This window comes from Sphingobacterium ginsenosidimutans (assembly GCF_039536865.1).
GTDB classification, from domain to species: Bacteria; Bacteroidota; Bacteroidia; order Sphingobacteriales; family Sphingobacteriaceae; genus Sphingobacterium; species Sphingobacterium detergens.
Genome location: NZ_BAAAZK010000007.1, coordinates 998,861 through 1,019,133 on the forward strand (window position 1 = coordinate 998,861; position 20,273 = coordinate 1,019,133).

Genomic DNA, 20,273 nt, shown 5'->3' on the forward strand with positions numbered 1-20,273 from the left:
TTTATTACATGAACCAAAGCTTCAAGTAGCACAAATCTTGAATTTTATAGTCTTTTTATAATCAAGATATATTTCATGATCATAGTGCTATTTCATTCAAAAATTCATTAAAAACTATTTTAAATAGCAATATAACCAAATAAAACACGAAATAGTATGGATCAAAATAATTAAAAAGTAGCACAAATCATGAATATATATCAATTAATTTCGATTTGTTCTACACAAAAAAACTAGACGGTGATTTTAAACTGTTTGTCTGTCGCCAATAAGACAATACTCAGCACACACATGATTAGCGAATTATAGAAATGATGGTATTCCTGATGAGCCATATGTGCTGTCAACGCCCCCACCGCAAACGGAAACAGAAGCAAGATACCGATATTCTTAAACTCTGGTTTGTATAAACCGATCAGAAGAAGTACAACACCGAACAACTCTCCTATTCCAATGCCCAACGTCCATGTTTTATTAAAGCCTAATGAATCCATGCTCTGCATCATAGACTGTTTCTGAAAGACTTTAAACAATGAGGCGTATCCAAATACGTATAGGTAATAGGCATAACTCAACCAATGTACAATAGATTTTATAGTTTCCATTTTTATATTTTATTAGATGAGCTACAAATTTCTTTATTAAATTGCATGAATAACAGTACGTACCAAATTGTATGATACCAACAAAAAAGTAAGTATGAAAAACAGAAAAGAGAATTCCACCAATACAATCAATGAAACGTATTGGAAAGATCATTGTGGTATTGCATTTACCTTATCTACTATTGGTGGAAGGTGGAAAATAAATATACTGTCTTATCTCCTCCATGAGGAAAGGCTACGTTATAGTGAGTTGCGAAAAAGATTGGTTGGCATTTCGGAGCGCATGCTTATCGCTAAATTGAAAGAACTGGAGCAGGACGGATTGATTAATCGAATTGTCTATCAACAAGTACCGCCCAAAGTAGAATATGAACTGACCGAGCTTGGTCGCTCACTGGAAAAAATTTTGGTCCTCATAGATGAATGGGGTGAGAAAAACATGTAAAATACAGTCCTTATATCAATGGAAATATAAGGACCGTATATTAATTTTTAGAAAGCGCATATAGGGCAAAAGTACCCAGCCAATGCGATCCCATATAATCATCTTTGGAAGTGATATTGGGTAATGAATATTTTAAATGTTTATTGGCCAAACCATGCAGATGCTTCAATTCAGGGAGTGCCTTAGCGATGCCATTCAGACAGGTAGCCCGGCTAAAATTCAATCCATCCAAATGAACCAGATGTCCATCCGTACGATCTTTTACGATACCTGGCTCCAAATTAAAATCCGGATTAAAAATTTCAGGAAGAAAATCTTTCAACCATTTTCGATATTGGTCCTCTCCTAAAACTACACTCATGCAGAGCGCTTCCTCAAGGCAGGGTGAAAGGAAATCGCTTCCACTGGGTTCAAAAGAGATATTACAGTTTTTATCATGATCATATAGTCTCACAGCGTTTGTCGTCAACGATTTTTCGAAGGCGACATTGTTTGTCCCCCGTGCATAGTCCAATGCCAATGAAAGACCAAAAGCTGAATTGTCGTGATAGCCTGTCCGGATCGGATAGACCAATTTCGGTAAATATTCCTGGTAAGCTTTCATAATATGTTTTGCCATTGGATCCAGAATTTTTGCCCAACGTTCCGCATCCGGATCTTTCCAGGTCAATAATTCTTTTTGCAACTGTAAGAGCCAAGCCCAACCGTATGTTCGCTCAAAGTTCTTATTATTTTTATCCTGAAAGAAAGCTAATTCTATTGCTGCATTTTCGGCAGTGATATTGTGATTAAGTTGCTTCCGTATAACTCCAGATTTATCCAAATCCGGAAATTGCTTCAAAATCCGCACGATGGACCAATAGCCGTGGACAGATGAATGCCAGTCAAAACAGCCGTAAAAAATGGGGTGCAGCGTCCTTGGTCCCTTCAAATCCTGATCACTTCCAAGCACCTGTCCCAATTTGTTCGGGTATTCAACTTCAATACAGTGCAGGGGCAATGTAAGGAGATGTTTTGCCTGTGCGCTATCCAATTGTATCGGCGCATTGTTTGTACTTGTGTTTACTTTTACCTCCGAGTTGTTGTGGCAGGAAATCGCCAAAACAGAACCACAGAACAATCCTATTATTCTTTTCATTTTTTAAAAATTTTATTCCATTTAATTCACAACCAAGACAGGTTCATAATTCATTATTGTATTAGCTTTTACCCGAGGCTTCCTGAAGTAGCTGTGTTACCAAATTTGGTACTGCCACCGTCGCAGCCTGTTCAAAACATTGTACACGGCCCAACGCTGTACTATTCGGGATCTGTTTGTCTATTAAAAACGATCGGCAATGGCTCGGTGCAAATTCCCGAAGTCCCGCGGCAGGATAAACCTGTAACGAAGTTCCGATAATAATCAGGATGTCTGCCTCAGCAACGTGCAACATCGCCCGCTCAATCTCGGGGACAGCCTCACCAAACCAGACAATATTTGGTCGCAGTTGACTACCTTTTTCGCAGAGTTCGCCCATTTTTATCTCGTCCCCCTGAATTGGATAAATCAATCGATCATCAAGGGATGACTTGGATTGATCCAAACGGCCATGTAAATGGATAATCTTTGTGGAACCAGCCCGCTCATGCAATAGGTCAACATTTTGTGTAATGATCGTCACCTGGTAAGCTGACTCTAATTGACGCAAGGCCAGATGTGCTGCATTTGGCTGTGCGGCCAATGCTACTTTCCGTCTAAGGTTGTAGAATTCCTGCACCAGTACTGGGTTTTTGTTCCAGCCTTCGATGGAGGCTACAGCCATCACGTCATGCCCTTCCCATAGTCCATTCGCATCCCTAAAAGTAGGTATACCACTTTCGGCAGAAATACCCGCTCCTGTTAATACAACGATCTTTTTCTTTTCCATTTGGCTTTTTAGTCAGTTAAAAATAAGAAAATCTCCCGATTCTGATAGATTCAGACATACTTTCTTTTGAAAATGAACAACCTGTCTTATTCTCTTATCAACCTAGTGGCATAATCATCTGGAAGCTCCAACCGAATCGAATCCCTGCTAGCGGCAGCCTTTCGGTTCATCTCATCAAAAGACCGTTGGTAATAGACAAATGCTTTGTTGGGTATATGTAGATCCTTGGCTTGTTTTACAGCAAATTGATATCTGTTATCAACAAGTTTGACATGTTTGTAAATCCGATAAGTCACAAGCTGAATCTGTACCTTATCAAAAACAGGAATTGTTTTCAAATCGGAAGGCTCATGAAAATATTTTTCATCGAAATACATAAATTCATCGGATTCCGCCAATTGCTCCAGGTTTAATTTTCCATTGATTACTTCATTGCACAACGAATCCGCCCGTTGTCGTTCCATGTTATTTCCATCTCCGGCACTGCAGGAAGCTAAGAGTATAACCGTTAACAAAGACAGCCGAAAAATATACGATAGACTCATCTGCCTAAGTTAATATAAAAAATGCTTCTCTCCATAAGATAAACATCAAATATTATCAATCAACTAGAACTAAAAAGCCCAAGATAGGGTTATCTTGGGCTCGAAATAAATTAATAAAAGGGAGTTACAGATTATTTTCAATTGCGCCTACCTTTTCGCGGTGCAATGCTAAAGGCGAATCCAACAATACCGCAATCACTGTCATATTTTTATCCAAACGCTCTTTTGGTGCCTGGATATAAACTATCCCTGGAATGCTGCTCCAATACAGTTTATTGAAAATCTCATGGTTGATCATAGAACCTTCACCTACGACTCGAATACGTGCGATACCATTCTTTATTCCTTTAAGTGCAATAGGTCCTGTCGGAGTTCCTTCCACAAAAAGATAGAGGGTCTGACGATCCTTGGAAAGTGCACTTAAGCCTTCATAATGTCCCTCTGGCAAGCCTTTTCCGGTTTCATAAAGTGCTTCAGCATTCTTTTTGACCCAATCCAACACGGCTGGATTTGTCAGGTTGCCTGTAGGCAACTTAGTCTCCATACCGTCTAATGTCAAACCGGAATGATCGAAGATATTCTTTCCAACATGCAACGTTGACGCAATTTGATTTAACGCACTACCAATATGCTTGTTATTTAAAACATTTTCCAGACTTGCCTCTTTTTCCTGAGGTGCTTGCCATTGAACCTTATCTTTGAATTTCAACGCCAAAACAGTAACATCTTGGTCGAAGTTAACTTTTGTTAGATCCAATTGGATTGCGGCATCGGCAGCCGTTGCTGTCACCTTTGAGGCGGCGTCCCCCACAACGGAAAACTCCGGAAGAGCTGTATTCAGCAAGCCCTTTAGTTGTAATTGCGATTTTTGCTCATATACATAGAGATAAAGGGTTTTCCCATCTTTTGACAAAGCGGACTTTCCTTGATAATTCTCAAATGGAATGCCTGCTCTTGTCCCATAGATAGCCGATGCGTGTTTATTTGTCCATCTTCCCAACCGCTTCAAAATATTCATTTGCTCTTCAGGAATGCTTCCATCGGCTTTTGGACCGATATCCAACAACAGATTTCCACCCATCGAGATACAATCAACCAAGGTGCGGATAATCATGTTGGGTGATTTGTATTTCTTGTCAAATGGTTGATAGCCCCAGGAGTCGTTCATGGTGTAGCAGAGTTCCCAAAACTTAGTTTCCGGACGGGTTACAGGAATACCTTGTTCAGGTGTTTCGTAATCACCGTGATGGTTCAATCGCGAATTAATAATGATATTCGGATTATGTTTACGCAACAGCGCCAGAGTTTCCTTTGCTTTCCACTCTTCGGCACTATGCTCCCAGTCCCCATCAAACCAGATCAGTTCGGGTTTATATTGCTGTGATAACTCGCTGAGTTGTTTCTGATAATATTCTACATAATGGTTCCAACGGTTGGGTTCTTTGGCCAGTTCATAACGCTTTCTTGCGCGAGTAAACACATCATAATAGGGATGGCTCCAATCTGGCAATGAATAATATAAACCTGTATGCAGGCCCTCTTGCTGTATAGCTTGCACAAATGGTGTAATAACATCCTGTTTTGCAGCAGCATCTTTCACTGTTGTAATAGCCTTATCCGCTTTGGTATTCCATAAGGAAATCCCATCGTGATGTTTTGTTGTGATAACCGTATACTTTGCCCCAGCCTGTTTGATCAATTTAGCCCATTCCTTAGGTTTATAATTTTTGGCTGTAAATCCATCAAGCTGCTTGATATAATTATCGTGGTTAATATAATTATTGAAGAATGACCACGACTCTGAGATTCCATCAACGGAGTAAATACCCCAATGAATAAAAATCCCCAGTTTGGCATCCTCAAACCATTCCATTTTTTGTGCTGGTACATTGTTCTGGGCGGTGACGTTTAGGCAGGTCGACGCCAAAAGAACAAAAAGAGAAACCTTTTGAAACTTCATAAAGCTAAATTATCAATTACATAACGAGTTTAAGACGGCAAAATACATATAAATCGTCAGAATCCTATTGTGTAAGCGATAATTTACAGCGAGGAAGCCTTTGCTAAACCGTATAACTCCTCAATATTAGTGACAGAGTACCAAGCTGTAGAGGCAATGAGCATAATTATAATTGTATTTCAACACAAATTTATCTAAGTTTGAAGGGTATGATCGAATTATATACAGACGGGGCCTCAAGCGGAAATCCGGGACCAGGTGGTTATGGAACCATTTTGAGGACCATTTATACAGGCGACAACGAAGCATTTAAAGGAAAACTCATCGAAAAGGAATTTTCAGGGGGGTATCGAAAAACGACAAACAACCGAATGGAGCTAATGGCTGTTATTGTGGGGCTGGAAGCATTAAAAAATTTAAACCAAGCGGTTACTGTATATTCCGATTCCAAATATGTCATTGATGCGATTGATAAAAAATGGGTCTATGGCTGGATCCAAAAAGGATTTGCCGGAAAAAAGAATAAGGACTTATGGATGCGTTTAATGAACGTTTATAAATTACATAAGGTCAAGCTGGTATGGGTCAAAGGGCATGCTGGCCATCCTTTGAACGAACGTTGCGACCGCCTGGCTGTTGCAGCTTCCAAAGATAAGAGTAACTGGAAGATTGACACAGTATTTGAAGTCGAAGAAAACAAATAGTGAATGTAACTATTCCAAAAGTCAGCTTTCTAAAATTGAACCCAATTAGGATTGAATATCGAATGTTCAATTGTTATAGCAGAGCAGCAAATCCTTTGGATTTGCTGCTCTTTTGTTTGGTCTAGACTTCTTCGGATCAATTTGCATGTTCTCCCGTATACCTGACGTTCAGTTTTATCAATTTTTCCACCTCCTAAAAGCGAAACGCTGGTACAGCGATTTCTTGGGTTTTACTCGCTCTAAATTCCTTCATACTGACAGGTTCCTTGCGCTCCAATTCGGCGAAATCCACCACCCCATTATCCCTTGCCCAGCGAAAATAAGCTGTTGATAAACGTGATACAACTTCGTGATGTTGGCTCGCTATATCTTTTCGCTCTGTAGGGTCTTGTTCCAGATCGTATAATTCCCATTTATAGGAAGGCCAGGTTGACACCAATTTCCACTTTCCGATCCGCGCGGCACGATTACCTGCCCGTTCCCAAAACAGACCTTCTTCCCGTTTGACCGTATCCTGCTGCTGTAACAGTACGGGAACCAGGCTTTTCCCGGGAAGCTTATTCGCCTGATGTCCTTGATATTCTTTTGGATACACAGCTCCAGCCAAATCATAGAAGGTCGGCGCCAAATCTATGATATGCCCAGTACCCTTTTTAATACCCTGTGCGATCTTGCCCGGAAACCAAGCTATAAACGGCGCGTTGATACCACCTTCATAGGTATAATCTTTAAAGGCCTTGAATGGTGTGTTTGATGCATAGGACCAGTTTTTACTTTGTGATTCGAATGAGCCCACCGTGCCAACCGGACCATTATTTAATCGAGCACCATGAAACCAACGAACAAGATCCTCTGCAGGTGCTCCATTATCAGACAGAAACACGATTAAGGTATTGTCCAATTGTCCGTTGTCTTTCAGTTTTTGCAATAGTTTGCCTACAGTCTGATCCAAACGGTCGACCATCGCGGCAAATACCTCCATTTTCTTGGCCCATAACTGTCTTTGATCAAAAGATAAACGCTCCCAATCGTAAATATCCTCATCAGCAACAGAGAGTGCTGTCCCATTTTCAACAATACCCAATTGCTTCTGACGCTCAAATCGCTCACGACGGATACTTTCCCACCCTTTATCATAGCGTCCTTTGTACTTGGCAATATCTTGTGGTAGGGCAACTAAAGGCCAGTGTGGCGCAGTATGTGCCAAATACAGAAAGAAGGGTTTATCTTGACCTTTGATCTGATCCAGAAAGCCTTCGGCTGCCCGATTGATCAGCTCTGTGGAAAAGGAACTTTCCAAAGGATAACCTGCGGAATCTGTTGTTTTATGGAAAGTTGGAGCGCCCGAATCAGCATTCTTTTCCTCTCTCGGGAAAACTAAGTCAAAACCGCGATCCCAAGGAAGACTCTTGCCTTTACCAGACACATGCCATTTGCCTGATGTCGCTGTGATGTAGCCATTGGAGCGAAGGACTTCAGCGATGGTCAGCGACTCTGCATTGATATAACCTTGATAAGCCGGTAGGCCCAGATCATTTGAGAAATACCCCACCCCTGCTTTGTGCTGATACTGCCCCGTAATCAGCGATGCACGTGTAGGTGCGCAGATGGAGTTATTGTAAAACTGTTTCAGGCGTATCCCTTCATTGGCCAAACGGTCGAGATTGGGGGTTGCAATCTCTGAGCCGTAGGCACCCAAATCTGAATACCCAAGGTCATCCGCGAGAATCAAGATAATATTTGGCTTTTTACTTTGTGCCAGAACAGTACCTGCCCATCCAAAAATAAGGGCTATATATAATGTTATCTTTTTCATCCGTATAAATTATTTGTTCATCAATTAGTTACTTCCTGCGCTTAGCGGAATTGACCGGTCGGTTTCAGCAGTCTATAATCTACTACACCATTCTCTTTTGCCCAGACTGTATAACGAGCTTCGAGGTCTTTGACGATCTCAGGGTATTGATCCGCGAGATCTCTATTTTCTCCGCGGTCTTCGTCGATATTATAAAGCTGCGGCTTATTTCCTTCTTTAAATAAGGAGACAAGTTTCCATTTACCATAGCGAACAGCTTTGTTCCCGGCCCGTTCCCAAAACAAGGGCGCTTGACGGTCAACCTGGTTTTTGTCCGTATGCAATAGTTGCCGTAGACTTATACCTGGTAGTGGGTTGGTGGTCAAGTCTCCTTCTTTCGAAGGATATTTCGCTTGTGCAAAATCATACAATGTAGGCGCAATATCAATCAGGTGTCCTGTTCCCCGCTTCACAACATTGGCTTTAACTTCTTTGGGATACCAGACAATAAATGGTGAACCAATACCCCCTTCGTAAGGATTGTCCTTATAGCTTCGCAAGGGTGAATTGCCTGTTTGGGACCAACTGCTATTTTGTATATCATAGGAGCCTGGCAAACCAACGGTTTCGGTATTTCGGGATGTATAAATGCGATTACGCTCACCACCTTGAGCGCCGTTGTCTGATAAAAAGATGATAATCGTGTTCTTATCTTTTTTTAGTTCTTTTAATGTCTGCCGCACCTTTCCAATGCTCTGATCCACGCGATCGACCATTGCGGCAAACACTTGTTGCCGACGTTGCCAATATTGTTGTTCATCATAGGTAAGCTTGTGCCATTCTTGCACACTGGAATCCTTCGCAGCGATCAGCTGACCTTTAGGAAAAACACCTTTTTGAAGTGCATTTTCGTAGCGTTTCACACGCAGGCTATCCCAACCTTGTTGGTATACGCCATTATATTTTTGGGTTTCCTCTTCCGGAGCCTGCAAAGGCCAATGTGGTGCATTAAAGGCGAGGTATAAGAAAAATGGTTTTTTATCCTGTGCTTGCTCGCGCAGAAAACCGATTGCCTGATCAGTGATTTCGTCTGTTAGATACCGATTTTTAGGTAAATAGAAGGCTTTATTGTTTCTATACAATGGTACGGTAGGATTTTCGGGATCATTGATTTCATAAAAATTAGAGGCTCCCCCCACAAAATTAAAGGAGCGTTCAAACCCACGTTGTGCAGGCCATTGATCATTATCATCGCCGACATGCCATTTCCCGGAAATAATAGTCGAATAACCTGCTCCTTGCAGTATTTCGGCCAATGTCCGCGATTCGTGATTCAGAAATCCCTGATAGGCCGGCAAGCCGAGGTTAACGTTAAAATAGCCCATACCGGCACGATGGGCATATTGCCCTGTCAACAATGTTGCTCGTGTTGGGGCACAGATCGAATTGTTATAAAACTCCTGAAAACGTGTGCCCTGTTGTGCCAATTCCGTCAAATTTGGTGTATGAAAATCCGTTCCGCCATAAGGCTCGATATCTGAAAAACCCAAATCGTCGACCAGAATCAAGACAATATTTGGTCGCTTATCCTGCGCTGTACTTCTATTCAGCAAGCAACTTAAACCGGTCAATAAAAGAATAAATACTGTTTTCATAAATTATCTCGTTTTGTTGAACTTATATCTTTATTATTTCGCCAGCCAATCTGGATGTTGGACCAGTTTTGGGTTTAAATTCAGCTCTCGCTGCGGAGTTGGAAAATGAAGATGTCTAGCTGCTGCGTTTGTTTTTCCGGCTGCTTTGAGTTTTGTGATGTAATAGTTTGCTCCCCGACGTACGAGGTCAAACCAGCGCTGGTATTCATACACCAATTCCTTGCGGCGTTCTTCAAATACAAGCTCCCGAAAACTATCTTTATTCTCCTTATCCAGCACGTTCTCCACCCCTGCCCGTGTACGTACCGCGTTGATTGCATCTCTTGCTTCCTTAGTGGAACCATTTAACTCATTTTCCGCTTCAGCAAAAATAAGTAAGACTTCAGCATACCGGATGATGGGTGTATTCTTCCCAGACTGTGACTGGTTACCGACCACGGTTTCATCGTAATACTTATTGAATTGTGGCTTAGCCAATGCATAGTATTTCCCGTCGGTAGGTGATGTCATGCCAGTTGTAAATGTGATGGGGAGACGTTTATCGGTTGCTACGAAGCTTTTGTAAAGTCCGCCTTCGGCATGTAGGGCGTCGGCGTAATCCCCATTGATACCTGGTATATCGGCTGGTGCCGAACGACTGGCCAATGAATTGCCCTGATAGCCACTGTTCCCTTTAAACTGTGCCGAGAAAATATGTTCAACACCATTTTTTTTCTCTATATCGAAGACATCAGCGAAGTTCGGAAAAAGTGCATACCCCTCTTTATCAATCACCTCCTTAGCAAGCAGTTTGGCATTTGTCCAATCCGCTCGGGTTAGATATACCTTAGCCAAAAGACTTCTCGCCGCTCCGGATGTAGCACGCCCCTTATCTGCATCGCTATAATTCTTATAATTTGGTAGACTGGAGGCCGCTTTCAGATCAGTGATGATCTGTGCATACACATCATCTTCAGAAGCCTTTGTCACATACAACTCTTGCGTGGATAAGGTTTCTATAGGACGTACCACAAGTGGAACTGGACCAAACCAGCGCACCAGGTTGAAGTAGTGCAATGCACGGAGAAATTTTGCCTCATTGATCAGACGCTGCTGTACTGTTGCATCAATCTGATTTTGCGTCATCGCTTCGATATGGACAATGTTTAGGTTTGATGCATTAATTGCATCGTAGCTCTGTTTCCAGAGTTGCTCCATTCGATCATTTGAGGCGTCATGGGTCAGATTGCTTAGGGCACGTACATGGGCATTTCGTGCTCTGGGTCCAGCTTCATAGTCATCTGTTGCCATCTCCACACCAATCTGGAATAGGCTGTTGTAAAGGGATTGCCCTGTCTCATACAATTTTCGATAAGTACCGGTTACAGCGGCAACTGCCTGCCCCTGATTGAGGTAAAACTGTTCTGAAACCAATGCGCTTTCGGGGTTTTCGGTCAATTTTGAGCAGGATATCCCTGTCAGCAAAATCAACACTACAGTAAGATGGAAATGTATTTTTTTCATTGGTATCTGTAAAATTAAAAGGTTAAGGAAACACCTAAGGAAACAGATTTGGCAGCTGGGTAAATGCCGGCATCCGTCCCAATCTGAACATTGCTACCCGAAGTTACCTCTGGATCGAACCCCCTATAGTTCGTCCAGGTCAATAGATTTTGCGCTGCCAGGTACAGATTCAGATTTGTAATGTGCGCATTCTTTAGCCATTCTTTTGGAAAGCTATAGCCAAGTTGTAAGGACTTCAATCGTGCGAATGAACCACTTTCAACAAATTGATCCGAAAATATTGGGGCGGGATCTAGTTTCGCTCTAGGATACAGTTGACTTGGATTACCCGCGGTCCAGCGGTCAAGCGCATCGATGGATGCATTCTGTTGCCCCGTAAACATCTCAAGATTTTGACGGTTGATATTCAGTAGATCGTTACCAACTGTTCCTTGAATCAAGAAAGAGAGATCAAACCCCTTATAGGAAAAAGTATTGCCGATACCGAATATAAAATCAGGTTGGGCATTACCGATTAGTGTGCGATCATTGGCGGTTGTAAATTGACCGTCTCCATTAATATCCTTATATAAGCGATCCCCAGCCTTTGGATTTGCATTTCCCGTCAATGCACCTTTACTACTTTCCTCCCCGAACTGTAGAATACCGTCGGTAACGGTACCATAAAAAGTGCCCAAAGGCTCACCTACCTTAATAATGTAGTTTCCAGAAATATAAGATGTCGCACCTTCACCGATAGTTAGTACTTTATTGCGGTTAAACGAAATATTCAGGTCGGTATTCCAGCTCAGATTGCCTTGTAAATTTTTTGATTTCAAACCAAACTCCACGCCTTTATTGGAAACTGAACCAAAGTTTTGCAATGAAGTGGCATAACCCGAAGTCCAGGGGATCTCCACGTTCAATAATAGATCCTTTGTCTTTTTATAATAATAATCAATCGTAAACTGTAGTCTATTGCTCAGGACGGCAAGATCAAAACCAGCGTCGTATTGAAAGGTTGTTTCCCAACCCAGGTTTTTGTTGGGTATCCGTTGCGATGCAAAGCCTGTGACTACATTATTTCCAAAGAGGTAATTTAAACTATACAGGGTTGAAAGTGACTGGTATTGACCGATCTCCTGATTTCCTGTGGTACCGAAACTGGTCCGTATCTTAAAATCACTGATGCCGGGAAAAGCTTGCTTAAAAAAAGACTCATTCGCGACACGCCAGGAGAATGCCAAGGAGGGGAAATTTCCCCATTTATTGTCGGCACCAAATCTGGAACTTCCATCGCGGCGTATGCTCGCTGATGCATAGTATTTATTTGCATAATTATAGTTAACCCGCGCCAGGTACGAATGGAGCACCCAATTGTAGGTATCCGAAGAAGGGCGTGTAATGGTGGAGCCGCTTTGTAGGCTATTGAAAAGCAAATCGTCGGTAACAAAATTCTGTGCTCCAGCCCTAAAAACTTCATTTTTATTTTCCTGCTGTGTAAAACCAAGCAAAGCATTAAAATTATGCTGTCCGATAGCGCCGGTATAGGTTAAGGTATTTTCATTCAACCAGGATGTTCCATCTAAATTTCCTAGACTTGCCTCACCTTTTGATCCACTCCCTTCATAGATGTAGGATGGTAGATAGAATTTATCATTACGGCTGTTGAGATCAACCCCAAAGAGCACTTTAGCTTGTAGGCCCTCTAATATACGATACTGTGCAAAGGAAGTGCCCAGAATACGTAAACCATTTGATGTATTTGTGGTTTCTTTCAATGTCGCAATGGGATTTGCAAAAATATTTTCAAATGGATTGCGTAGGGTATACGCACCATTTGGCTCGTAGATTGTTGCTGTGGGCGGCATAATGAGCAAGGCATTGACAATACCCGTTGGTGCAATCTGTGCATTGGTTTTATTGATAGATACATTGGCTCCTACCTGCAAACGGTCAAAAGGATTTGCATTGATATTGGAACGAAAACCCAAACGTTTGAAATCTGTATTTACGATAACACCCTGTTGATCAAAATAATTGGCACCGAGAAAATACTGTACTTTTTCAGCACCACCAGACAGTGCAAGTTGATGATTTTGTATGTTACCTGTCCGAAAAGCTTCTTTTTGCCAATTCGTTCCTTCGCCTAATTGATCTATCTCTGCCTGTTTACGATATTGATATGGACCTAAGCTGGGATTAGCATCATATAAAGCTTCGTTACGAAGGATGGCAAAATCATGGGCATTCAAGACATCAATTTTCTTGAGAACACGCTGTACACCAATACTACCGTCATAGGTCAATTGTACATGGCCAGCCTTACCTTTTTTAGTCGTGACCAAGATAACGCCATTTGCTCCACGAGATCCATATATTGCCGTTGCAGCGGCATCTTTTAAGACCTCAATGCTTTCTATATCTGCTGGATTTATGCTGGCCAGCGGATTGACAGGGGTGCCGCTTCCAACACCAGTACTTTCTGTCTGGTTGTAGACTGGAAATCCATCGATGACATACAGCGGTTCATTTCCGCCTTGTATGGAAGCCCCACCCCGAATGCGGATGCTCACTCCCCCGCCAGGTTGTCCCGAAGTTTGTGTAACCTGAACACCAGAGACACCTCCTTTCAAGGTCTGATCTAGCGAAGAAACAGGCTGCCGGAGCAGATTTTCTGGCACAGATGCCACAGCTCCTGTCAGATCACGACGCTTTTGAGTTCCGTATCCCACCACGACGACCTCCTCCAGATCTTCGGATGAAGGAACCAACTCAATAATTGCCGGTGATGTGTTGACGATGATTCTTTTCTTCTGGTAGCCAACAAAAGTTAAGATTAATGTAAAAGGCAGTTTTTGCCCGGTTACGAATTGGAATTTCCCTTTCTGATCTGTTTTTACACTATGTGTAACAGCCTCCAACTGTATGGTCACCCCCTCGATGGGTTCTTTGGTCGTTGCGTCAATAACTGTACCTATTAGGGACGCGTTGATAATCGGTTGAGGTTGCTGTGCCTCCGCAAATACGAATGTATTGAGAATAAGCACGACTAAAATAGCATACGGAAGTACACTGAAATTTTTCATTGTCAGTTCTATTTAATATGAATATGCAAACAAGTGCCAACGCCATTTGGTACTCTTGTTTTTTTAAAACTCGAATTCCTTGTTTAATGATTTATAAACAAGAAAGATGGTTGTGTTTAACTACACATTCGCATTCGACAAATGAAGAAGAAAAGATTAAAAGTTGGGATAGGTTTTAGGTTGCTTGTTAGCGGTTTTAGATAGTCGTTTTTCATACTTGTTCAAAATTTGTAGTCTAGTTTTTATGTTCGTTGCCAACGCCAATTGTTAACGACAGTACAAATATATAAATAGTTTTCAAAAAGACTACTAAACAAGTAGTCTTTTTGAAAACTATTTATGATTTTCTTATAAAGGTCTGTTTATCGTGGTGAAATGAATTAATCAGGGAGATTAGTGGCAGTTCTTTTTTAAAAAGATTATTTATTGTCGTAGGATAAATCTATCAGGAGGATTATTGTAGAAGAGAGTGCCTAAAACAACATAAGCCCGATATTGGATCGGGCTTATGTTTACAATTTTTTTGAGAATTTATCCTCACTAGAGCAGATATCCCAAAGGTATTTACTATTTGGGGATCTTATTCTCCACTTTCTTTTGCAGCAAGATATCTTTCTGCTTCAAGCGCAGCCATACAACCTGTACCAGCCGCAGTGATCGCTTGGCGGAATATATTATCTTGTACATCTCCACAGGCAAAGACTCCTGGTATATTGGTTGCAGTACTATCTGGCTTGGTAATCAGATAGCCTGTTTCATCCATTTCCAATACGCCAGTAAATAACTCCGTATTCGGTTTATGACCGATTGCAACGAAGAAACCTGTTACTTCAAGATCTTTCTCAGATTGATCTTTATTATTGATTACACGGATTCCTGTCACCACTTGACCATCCCCTAAAACCTCTTTAGCTTCGGAGTTGTAATGTACTTCGATATTCGGTGTGTTCATGACGCGGTGCACCATTGCTTTTGATGCGCGGAACTCATCACGACGCACCAACATGTGTACTTTCGAACACAATTTTGCGAGATAGGTCGCTTCTTCTGCAGCTGTATCGCCAGCACCTACGATGGCAACTTCTTGATTTTTAAAGAAGAAACCGTCACAGACAGCACAAGCTGACACACCAAAACCATTATATTTTTGTTCAGATTCTAAGCCCAACCACTTCGCTGTTGCTCCTGTAGCAATAATCACCGTGTCGGCAGTAACCTGAACTGTTCCATCAATTTCTACGCGGTGTACATCACCTGTGAAGTCTACTTTTGTCACATAACCAAAGCGTACGGATGTTCCAAAGCGTTCAGCTTGTTCCCGTAAGTCTTCCATCATAACTGGACCGGTAATCCCTTTTGGATATCCCGGAAAATTGTCCACTTCTGTGGTTTGTGTTAACTGCCCCCCCGGTACAATACCTGTATATACCACCGGTTTCATATCCGCACGGGCAGCATAAATTGCTGCAGTATATCCCGCCGGTCCTGAACCAATAATCAGACACTGTACATGCTCCACTTCTTGTTTGAATTCCATAATCCTTTTTCTAAGCTATTAATAAAGTTATTTTTTAAATTTATCTTGCAATCCTTTCAACATGTCCAAAGAAATATTTTGAGGTTTCTCCTCTTTTTGTTGATTAAATTCCTTTTTAGCAGTTTTTTTATCTTCTACTGAATGCGTCGGAGCCGCTTTAGCTTTTTGCTCGCTTTTTTCTTTCTTATATCTGATCCAGATATTTTCCAGTACTTTTTTGGTATATAAAGGGAAATCACCGTTCTGCATCCAAGCATAATAGCTAGGCTCCTGTTCAAAGACTTCTACAATCGGTTTTCCTTTGTGCTTACCAAAATTAATAGTCTCCAATCCATCTTCGTTGTAGACGATGCGGCCTGCAAAATCCACGGGTTTACTTAAATTTGTAAATTCGTGCAATGCGGCAACATCATTAACAACAGGATAAGATACAACGCCATGACGATCTTCAAATGCTGATCCTTCGTATTTCGTCAACTGTGCTTTTAAGACTTCATACGTAGCACGCACATCCGCTTCAGCAGTATGTGCATTTTCAAGATTTTCATTACAATAAAACTTATACGCTGCCTTTAAAGTACGCTGTTCCATTTGATGGAAGATGTTCTGTACATCAACAAAAGCACGCCCTTCCAACGAAAAATCTACACCTGCACGCAAAAATTCTTCCATAAGCATAGGCACATCAAACTTATTTGAATTGTATCCTGCCAAATCCGCATCGCCAATAAATGCAGCTAATTCTACTGCAATGGCTTTAAACGTCGGTGCATCTTTGATATCTTCATCACGAATACCATGAAAGAAGGTTGATTCTGCAGGAATCGGTCTTTCTGGATTAATTTTCTTCGTATATACAGTTTCTTCACCACTGGGCATCACTTTCAAAAATGATACTTCTACAATACGATCTGTCGCGACATTAACTCCCGTCGTCTCTAAATCGAAAAATACCAATGGTCTTTTTAATTTTAATTCCATGCTGGATAGTATGCTTTTTTTACAAAAACCAAAAATACAAAGTTGAATTTGATTTTTGTAGTCTGTGAAATTTAATTTACAACCGCTTGATGAATCGGTTCCAACTGATTGAATTTACCTACGACAACCTTAATCATTTGGTTAAAATCGAGATATTTATTTGCGATATCACGAACTTTCTCGGGTGTCATGTTTTTGACCTGCTCCATGTAATAAGAATAATACGTTAAGCTCATATCGTTCAACAAGACATTTTTGAATTTATCCGCGTGAGAAAAGATACTCTCCAACGAACCCAACATCGATCCCTCCATATAGGTTTTCACCAGCTCGACTTCTTCGTCCAGGGCTAATGTGGTCTTCAACAGGTTGATTTCTTTCTCGATCTCTCCTAATGTTGCATTTGTTACATCGACACCAACTTCCGTAGCAATTGTTAAAAAGCCAGTATGTTTTAAGGTTGCAACCGCCGAACCAATACTGTAGGTATATCCTTTTTCCTCACGGATATTTCGCATCAATCGCGAACCGAAAAATCCACCCAGCAATGTATTTACAAATTGTAGCGCAGGGTAATCGGGATGGATTCTCGAAATGGTTTGATTCCCTAGACGAATAGCTGATTGTAGTGCATTTTCTTTTTCTTCGTAAGCTATACCACCGGCATCTTGAATAAATACCGGATTATTTGCCGTAGTGACTGCTACATCTTCTAGCCATTCGAATCCAAAAATCTGCTCCAACTCTTTCATCAAATTATTAGAAACATTTCCAGACACAATCAATGTACAATTACTCGGTACAATTTCTTTCTGATATAATGCAATCAATTGATCACGGTTAATCGCATCATAATCATCTATTTTTGGTGTACGACCATAACGGTTGCTTTCACCAAAAACCAAGTTGTAAAACTTACGTCTTGCCAGATAATCATTTTTTTGAATGGATACCTGAAATTTTTGTTTGTTGTTACGGAGATACGTATCAAGTTCCTCCTGTGGAATAGATGCTTCTGTCAGTATATCTTTGACAAGGGGCAGCAGAACCTGGCTATGTCTGTTCAATGTGTACAAAGACAAGGAGGTTACATCAAAGGAGTATTCGGGGACAAGAAATGCACCATAAAAATCTACTTTGTCCGCAATCTCGGCACTTGACATACTCATTGTACCCTCTTTTAACAATGCACTTAATACACTATTCAGGAGCGGATTTTCATTTTGTGTATCGAGGTATTTATTTTCAAAAATCCATTCAATGCGGACAAGTTCCTGTTCAGGAGAATGAAATACATACACTGGCAATCCGTTTGCGAACTGCTTTTTGACAGGTTCTTTCAAACTTATATGACCAATTTCACGGAATTCAGGTGCTTTTGTTCTATCCAACATGTCGTATCTCCTCCTCTTGTGCTTTATACATTAATACTGATGCGTTTTCGGGATTAAAAATAGCTTGTGCTTGTGCTTGTACTTCTTGGGCGGTTACAGCCAAATATTTCGACACTTCGGTATTGATACCATCGGCATCACCAAGCAACTCATGAAAGGCCAAATTCATTGCTTTATCTAAAATTGATAATTCAGCAAATACATTGGTTGATTCGATTTTATTTTTAACTTTTTCCAGTTCGGTATCCGACACCAATTCTTTTTTCAACAGATCGAGTTCACCCCATACTGCACGTTCGGCTTCTTCCAACGATATTCCTTCGGAAGGTTTACCTTCGATAACAAACAGATTATTATCGATACTGCCCATCACGTAAGCATTTAACTCACTAAAGAGTTGTTCTTCTTTTACTAGTCTACGATATAGTCTTGATGAAGATCCTCTGGAAAGGATATCTGAGAGTAGATCCATGGCAAAGTAACCATCTTCCAGTCGTGCTGGTCCGTGAAAAGCCATGTAAAGTGCATCTAATGGTACTGGAGCAAAGGCCGTTTCCCTTCTTAGTTCCTTTTGTATCGGTTCTTGCGGTAGCTGACGATTATATTTTTGACCGGGATCAATATCACCGAACCATTTCTGAACCAATGATTTAACTTCTTCATAATATACATCACCAGAGACAACCATAATTGCACTCTGTGGATTGTAATGCAATTTGAAGAAAGCCTTAACATCCTCCATGGTCGCATCTTCAATATGTTTTAGCTCTTTACCGATGGTAGCCCAACGGTATGGATGCACCTTATACGCTAAAGGACGTAATTTGAGCCAAGCATCCCCATAAGGTTGATTGAGATAACGCTGTTTAAATTCTTCACTTACTACATTCCGCTGCACTTCAAGACTTTGAGCTGAGAATGCTAAACTTAACATGCGATCCGATTCTAACCAAAGTGCTGTTTCCAGATTTGAAGAGGGTAAAGTAATATAGTAATTGGTGATATCATTGCTTGTAAAGGCATTATTCTCACCACCTACTTTTTGTAATTCTGTATCAAAACTAGGGATATTGACGCTACCGCCAAACATTAGGTGCTCAAATAAATGAGCAAAACCAGTCTGCTCCGGCGATTCGTCCCTTGCACCTACATCGTACAATATATTTACACAGGCCATTGCCGTGTTATGATCCTCGTGTACCAAAACACGTAGGCCGTTTTCTAAGGTAAATTTTTGGTATGAAACCATCTAGTTCTTTTTCGATTTTATGAAATCCAGTTAATACCTTTTCGCAACAAGGATAAGGTTTTGGCTTCTTCGGAGCCTTCTTCAGGGTGATGATCGTATACCCAATTGGCTTGAGATGGTAGACTCATCAATATGGACTCGATACGGCCATTTGTTTCCAGTCCAAATTTAGTACCAGAATCCCAGACCAAATTAAACTCAACGTAGCGTCCCCGACGGATTAATTGCCAATTTTTCTGCGTTTCGTTATATGCTTTATTTCTATTTTTTTCGACCAGCGCAGTATAGGTCGGCGCAAAGCTACGTCCTAAGTCACAGGAAAATGCCAAGATATCTTCCATAGCCATGCCCGTTTTGGCTGTATTTAATTTATCGTAGAAAACTCCTCCTATTCCACGGGTCTCTTGTCTATGACGAATAAAGAAATAGTCATCTGCCCATTTTTTAAATTCATCATAGAAAGTCGGATTATGCTTATCACAGACTGTTTTCAATTGTTGATGGAAAAACTGGGCGTCGTCTTCATTCACGTAATGTGGTGTCAGATCAATCCCCCCTCCAAACCAACGCACCTGTTCATTCAATTCGAAATATCGGATGTTCATATGAATGATCGGTACCCATGGATTATTGGGATGAATGACAATCGAAACCCCTGTGGCGAAAAAATCATCTTCATCGACACCAAACGCTTTTTTAATTGTTTCAGGCAGTTTGCCATGCACAGCGGAAAAGTTGACCCCACCTTTTTCCAATATATTGCCGTTCTGAATAATCCGTGTTCGGCCACCACCACCACCTTCTCTTTCCCATAGTTCCTCCTCAAATCGGGCCGAACCATCCAAGCGTTCCAAAGCCTGGCATATTTCATCTTGAATTTCTTTATAAGCTAAAGCTATCGCTTCTTTTGTAATCATCTACTCTA

General features: G+C 41.2%; 16 protein-coding genes. 2 read left to right on the plus strand and 14 right to left on the minus strand.

What is annotated here, in order from left to right; all coding sequences use genetic code 11:
- Nucleotides 1-233 precede the first annotated feature (233 nt).
- Nucleotides 234-605, minus strand: a complete 372-nt coding sequence (locus ABFX33_RS16530; protein WP_257090970.1) for a DoxX family protein — start codon at nt 603-605, stop codon at nt 234-236.
- A gap of 94 nt (nt 606-699) precedes the next feature.
- Between ABFX33_RS16530 and ABFX33_RS16535 the strand changes: the two genes are divergently transcribed.
- Entirely contained in the window at nt 700-1,050 is a 351-nt protein-coding gene (locus ABFX33_RS16535) for a winged helix-turn-helix transcriptional regulator (RefSeq protein ID WP_257090971.1), read from the plus strand.
- 40 nt (nt 1,051-1,090) lie between these two features.
- Here ABFX33_RS16535 and ABFX33_RS16540 read toward each other — a convergent pair whose 3' ends face one another.
- The 4 genes from ABFX33_RS16540 to ABFX33_RS16555 form a co-directional block, all read right to left on the minus strand.
- Nucleotides 1,091-2,188: a DUF2891 domain-containing protein gene (locus ABFX33_RS16540; RefSeq protein ID WP_346086909.1), complete on the minus strand. Its 1,098-nt coding sequence runs from the start codon at nt 2,186-2,188 to the stop codon at nt 1,091-1,093.
- A 61-nt stretch (nt 2,189-2,249) separates the two neighbouring features.
- On the minus strand, nt 2,250-2,957 hold the full coding sequence (locus tag ABFX33_RS16545) for a Sir2 family NAD-dependent protein deacetylase (protein WP_346086910.1): 708 nt from the start codon (nt 2,955-2,957) through the stop codon (nt 2,250-2,252).
- An 86-nt stretch (nt 2,958-3,043) separates the two neighbouring features.
- Nucleotides 3,044-3,502: a hypothetical protein gene (locus tag ABFX33_RS16550; RefSeq protein WP_346086911.1), complete on the minus strand. Its 459-nt coding sequence runs from the start codon at nt 3,500-3,502 to the stop codon at nt 3,044-3,046.
- A gap of 124 nt (nt 3,503-3,626) precedes the next feature.
- The gene (locus ABFX33_RS16555) at nt 3,627-5,462 is read right to left on the minus strand and encodes an alpha-L-fucosidase (RefSeq protein WP_346086912.1); all 1,836 of its coding nucleotides are present in this window, start codon (nt 5,460-5,462) and stop codon (nt 3,627-3,629) included.
- 209 nt (nt 5,463-5,671) lie between these two features.
- Between ABFX33_RS16555 and rnhA the strand changes: the two genes are divergently transcribed.
- A complete protein-coding gene (gene rnhA, locus ABFX33_RS16560; RefSeq protein WP_108633818.1) occupies nt 5,672-6,166 on the plus strand; it encodes a ribonuclease HI in 495 nt (164 codons plus the stop codon).
- Between the two features lie 193 nt (nt 6,167-6,359).
- Here rnhA and ABFX33_RS16565 read toward each other — a convergent pair whose 3' ends face one another.
- From ABFX33_RS16565 to hemF, 9 genes are all read right to left on the minus strand, one after another.
- Nucleotides 6,360-7,982, minus strand: a complete 1,623-nt coding sequence (locus ABFX33_RS16565) for an arylsulfatase (protein ID WP_346086913.1) — start codon at nt 7,980-7,982, stop codon at nt 6,360-6,362.
- Nucleotides 7,983-8,023: 41 nt separating this feature from the next.
- Nucleotides 8,024-9,616, minus strand: coding sequence for an arylsulfatase (locus ABFX33_RS16570; RefSeq protein ID WP_346086914.1), 1,593 nt, complete (start codon nt 9,614-9,616; stop codon nt 8,024-8,026).
- A gap of 33 nt (nt 9,617-9,649) precedes the next feature.
- Complete coding sequence (locus ABFX33_RS16575; protein ID WP_346086915.1) at nt 9,650-11,119, minus strand: RagB/SusD family nutrient uptake outer membrane protein; 1,470 nt, start codon at nt 11,117-11,119, stop codon at nt 9,650-9,652.
- A 14-nt stretch (nt 11,120-11,133) separates the two neighbouring features.
- Nucleotides 11,134-14,187, minus strand: coding sequence for a SusC/RagA family TonB-linked outer membrane protein (locus ABFX33_RS16580; RefSeq protein WP_346086916.1), 3,054 nt, complete (start codon nt 14,185-14,187; stop codon nt 11,134-11,136).
- Nucleotides 14,188-14,767: 580 nt separating this feature from the next.
- On the minus strand, nt 14,768-15,724 hold the full coding sequence (gene trxB / locus ABFX33_RS16585) for a thioredoxin-disulfide reductase (RefSeq protein WP_120257380.1): 957 nt from the start codon (nt 15,722-15,724) through the stop codon (nt 14,768-14,770).
- A gap of 27 nt (nt 15,725-15,751) precedes the next feature.
- On the minus strand, nt 15,752-16,705 hold the full coding sequence (locus ABFX33_RS16590; RefSeq protein WP_346086917.1) for an exonuclease domain-containing protein: 954 nt from the start codon (nt 16,703-16,705) through the stop codon (nt 15,752-15,754).
- A gap of 71 nt (nt 16,706-16,776) precedes the next feature.
- On the minus strand, nt 16,777-18,099 hold the full coding sequence (locus ABFX33_RS16595) for a M16 family metallopeptidase (RefSeq protein ID WP_257090993.1): 1,323 nt from the start codon (nt 18,097-18,099) through the stop codon (nt 16,777-16,779).
- Nucleotides 18,089-19,348 (minus strand): M16 family metallopeptidase, encoded by a 1,260-nt coding sequence (locus tag ABFX33_RS16600; protein ID WP_346086918.1) that lies wholly within the window; start codon nt 19,346-19,348, stop codon nt 18,089-18,091. Before ABFX33_RS16600 ends, ABFX33_RS16595 begins: the two co-directional genes overlap by 11 nt.
- A 17-nt stretch (nt 19,349-19,365) precedes the next feature.
- Nucleotides 19,366-20,265 carry an oxygen-dependent coproporphyrinogen oxidase gene (gene hemF / locus ABFX33_RS16605; protein ID WP_346086919.1) on the minus strand — a complete coding sequence of 300 codons (900 nt, stop codon included), beginning with the start codon at nt 20,263-20,265 and terminating at the stop codon, nt 19,366-19,368.
- Nucleotides 20,266-20,273: the final 8 nt, after the last annotated feature.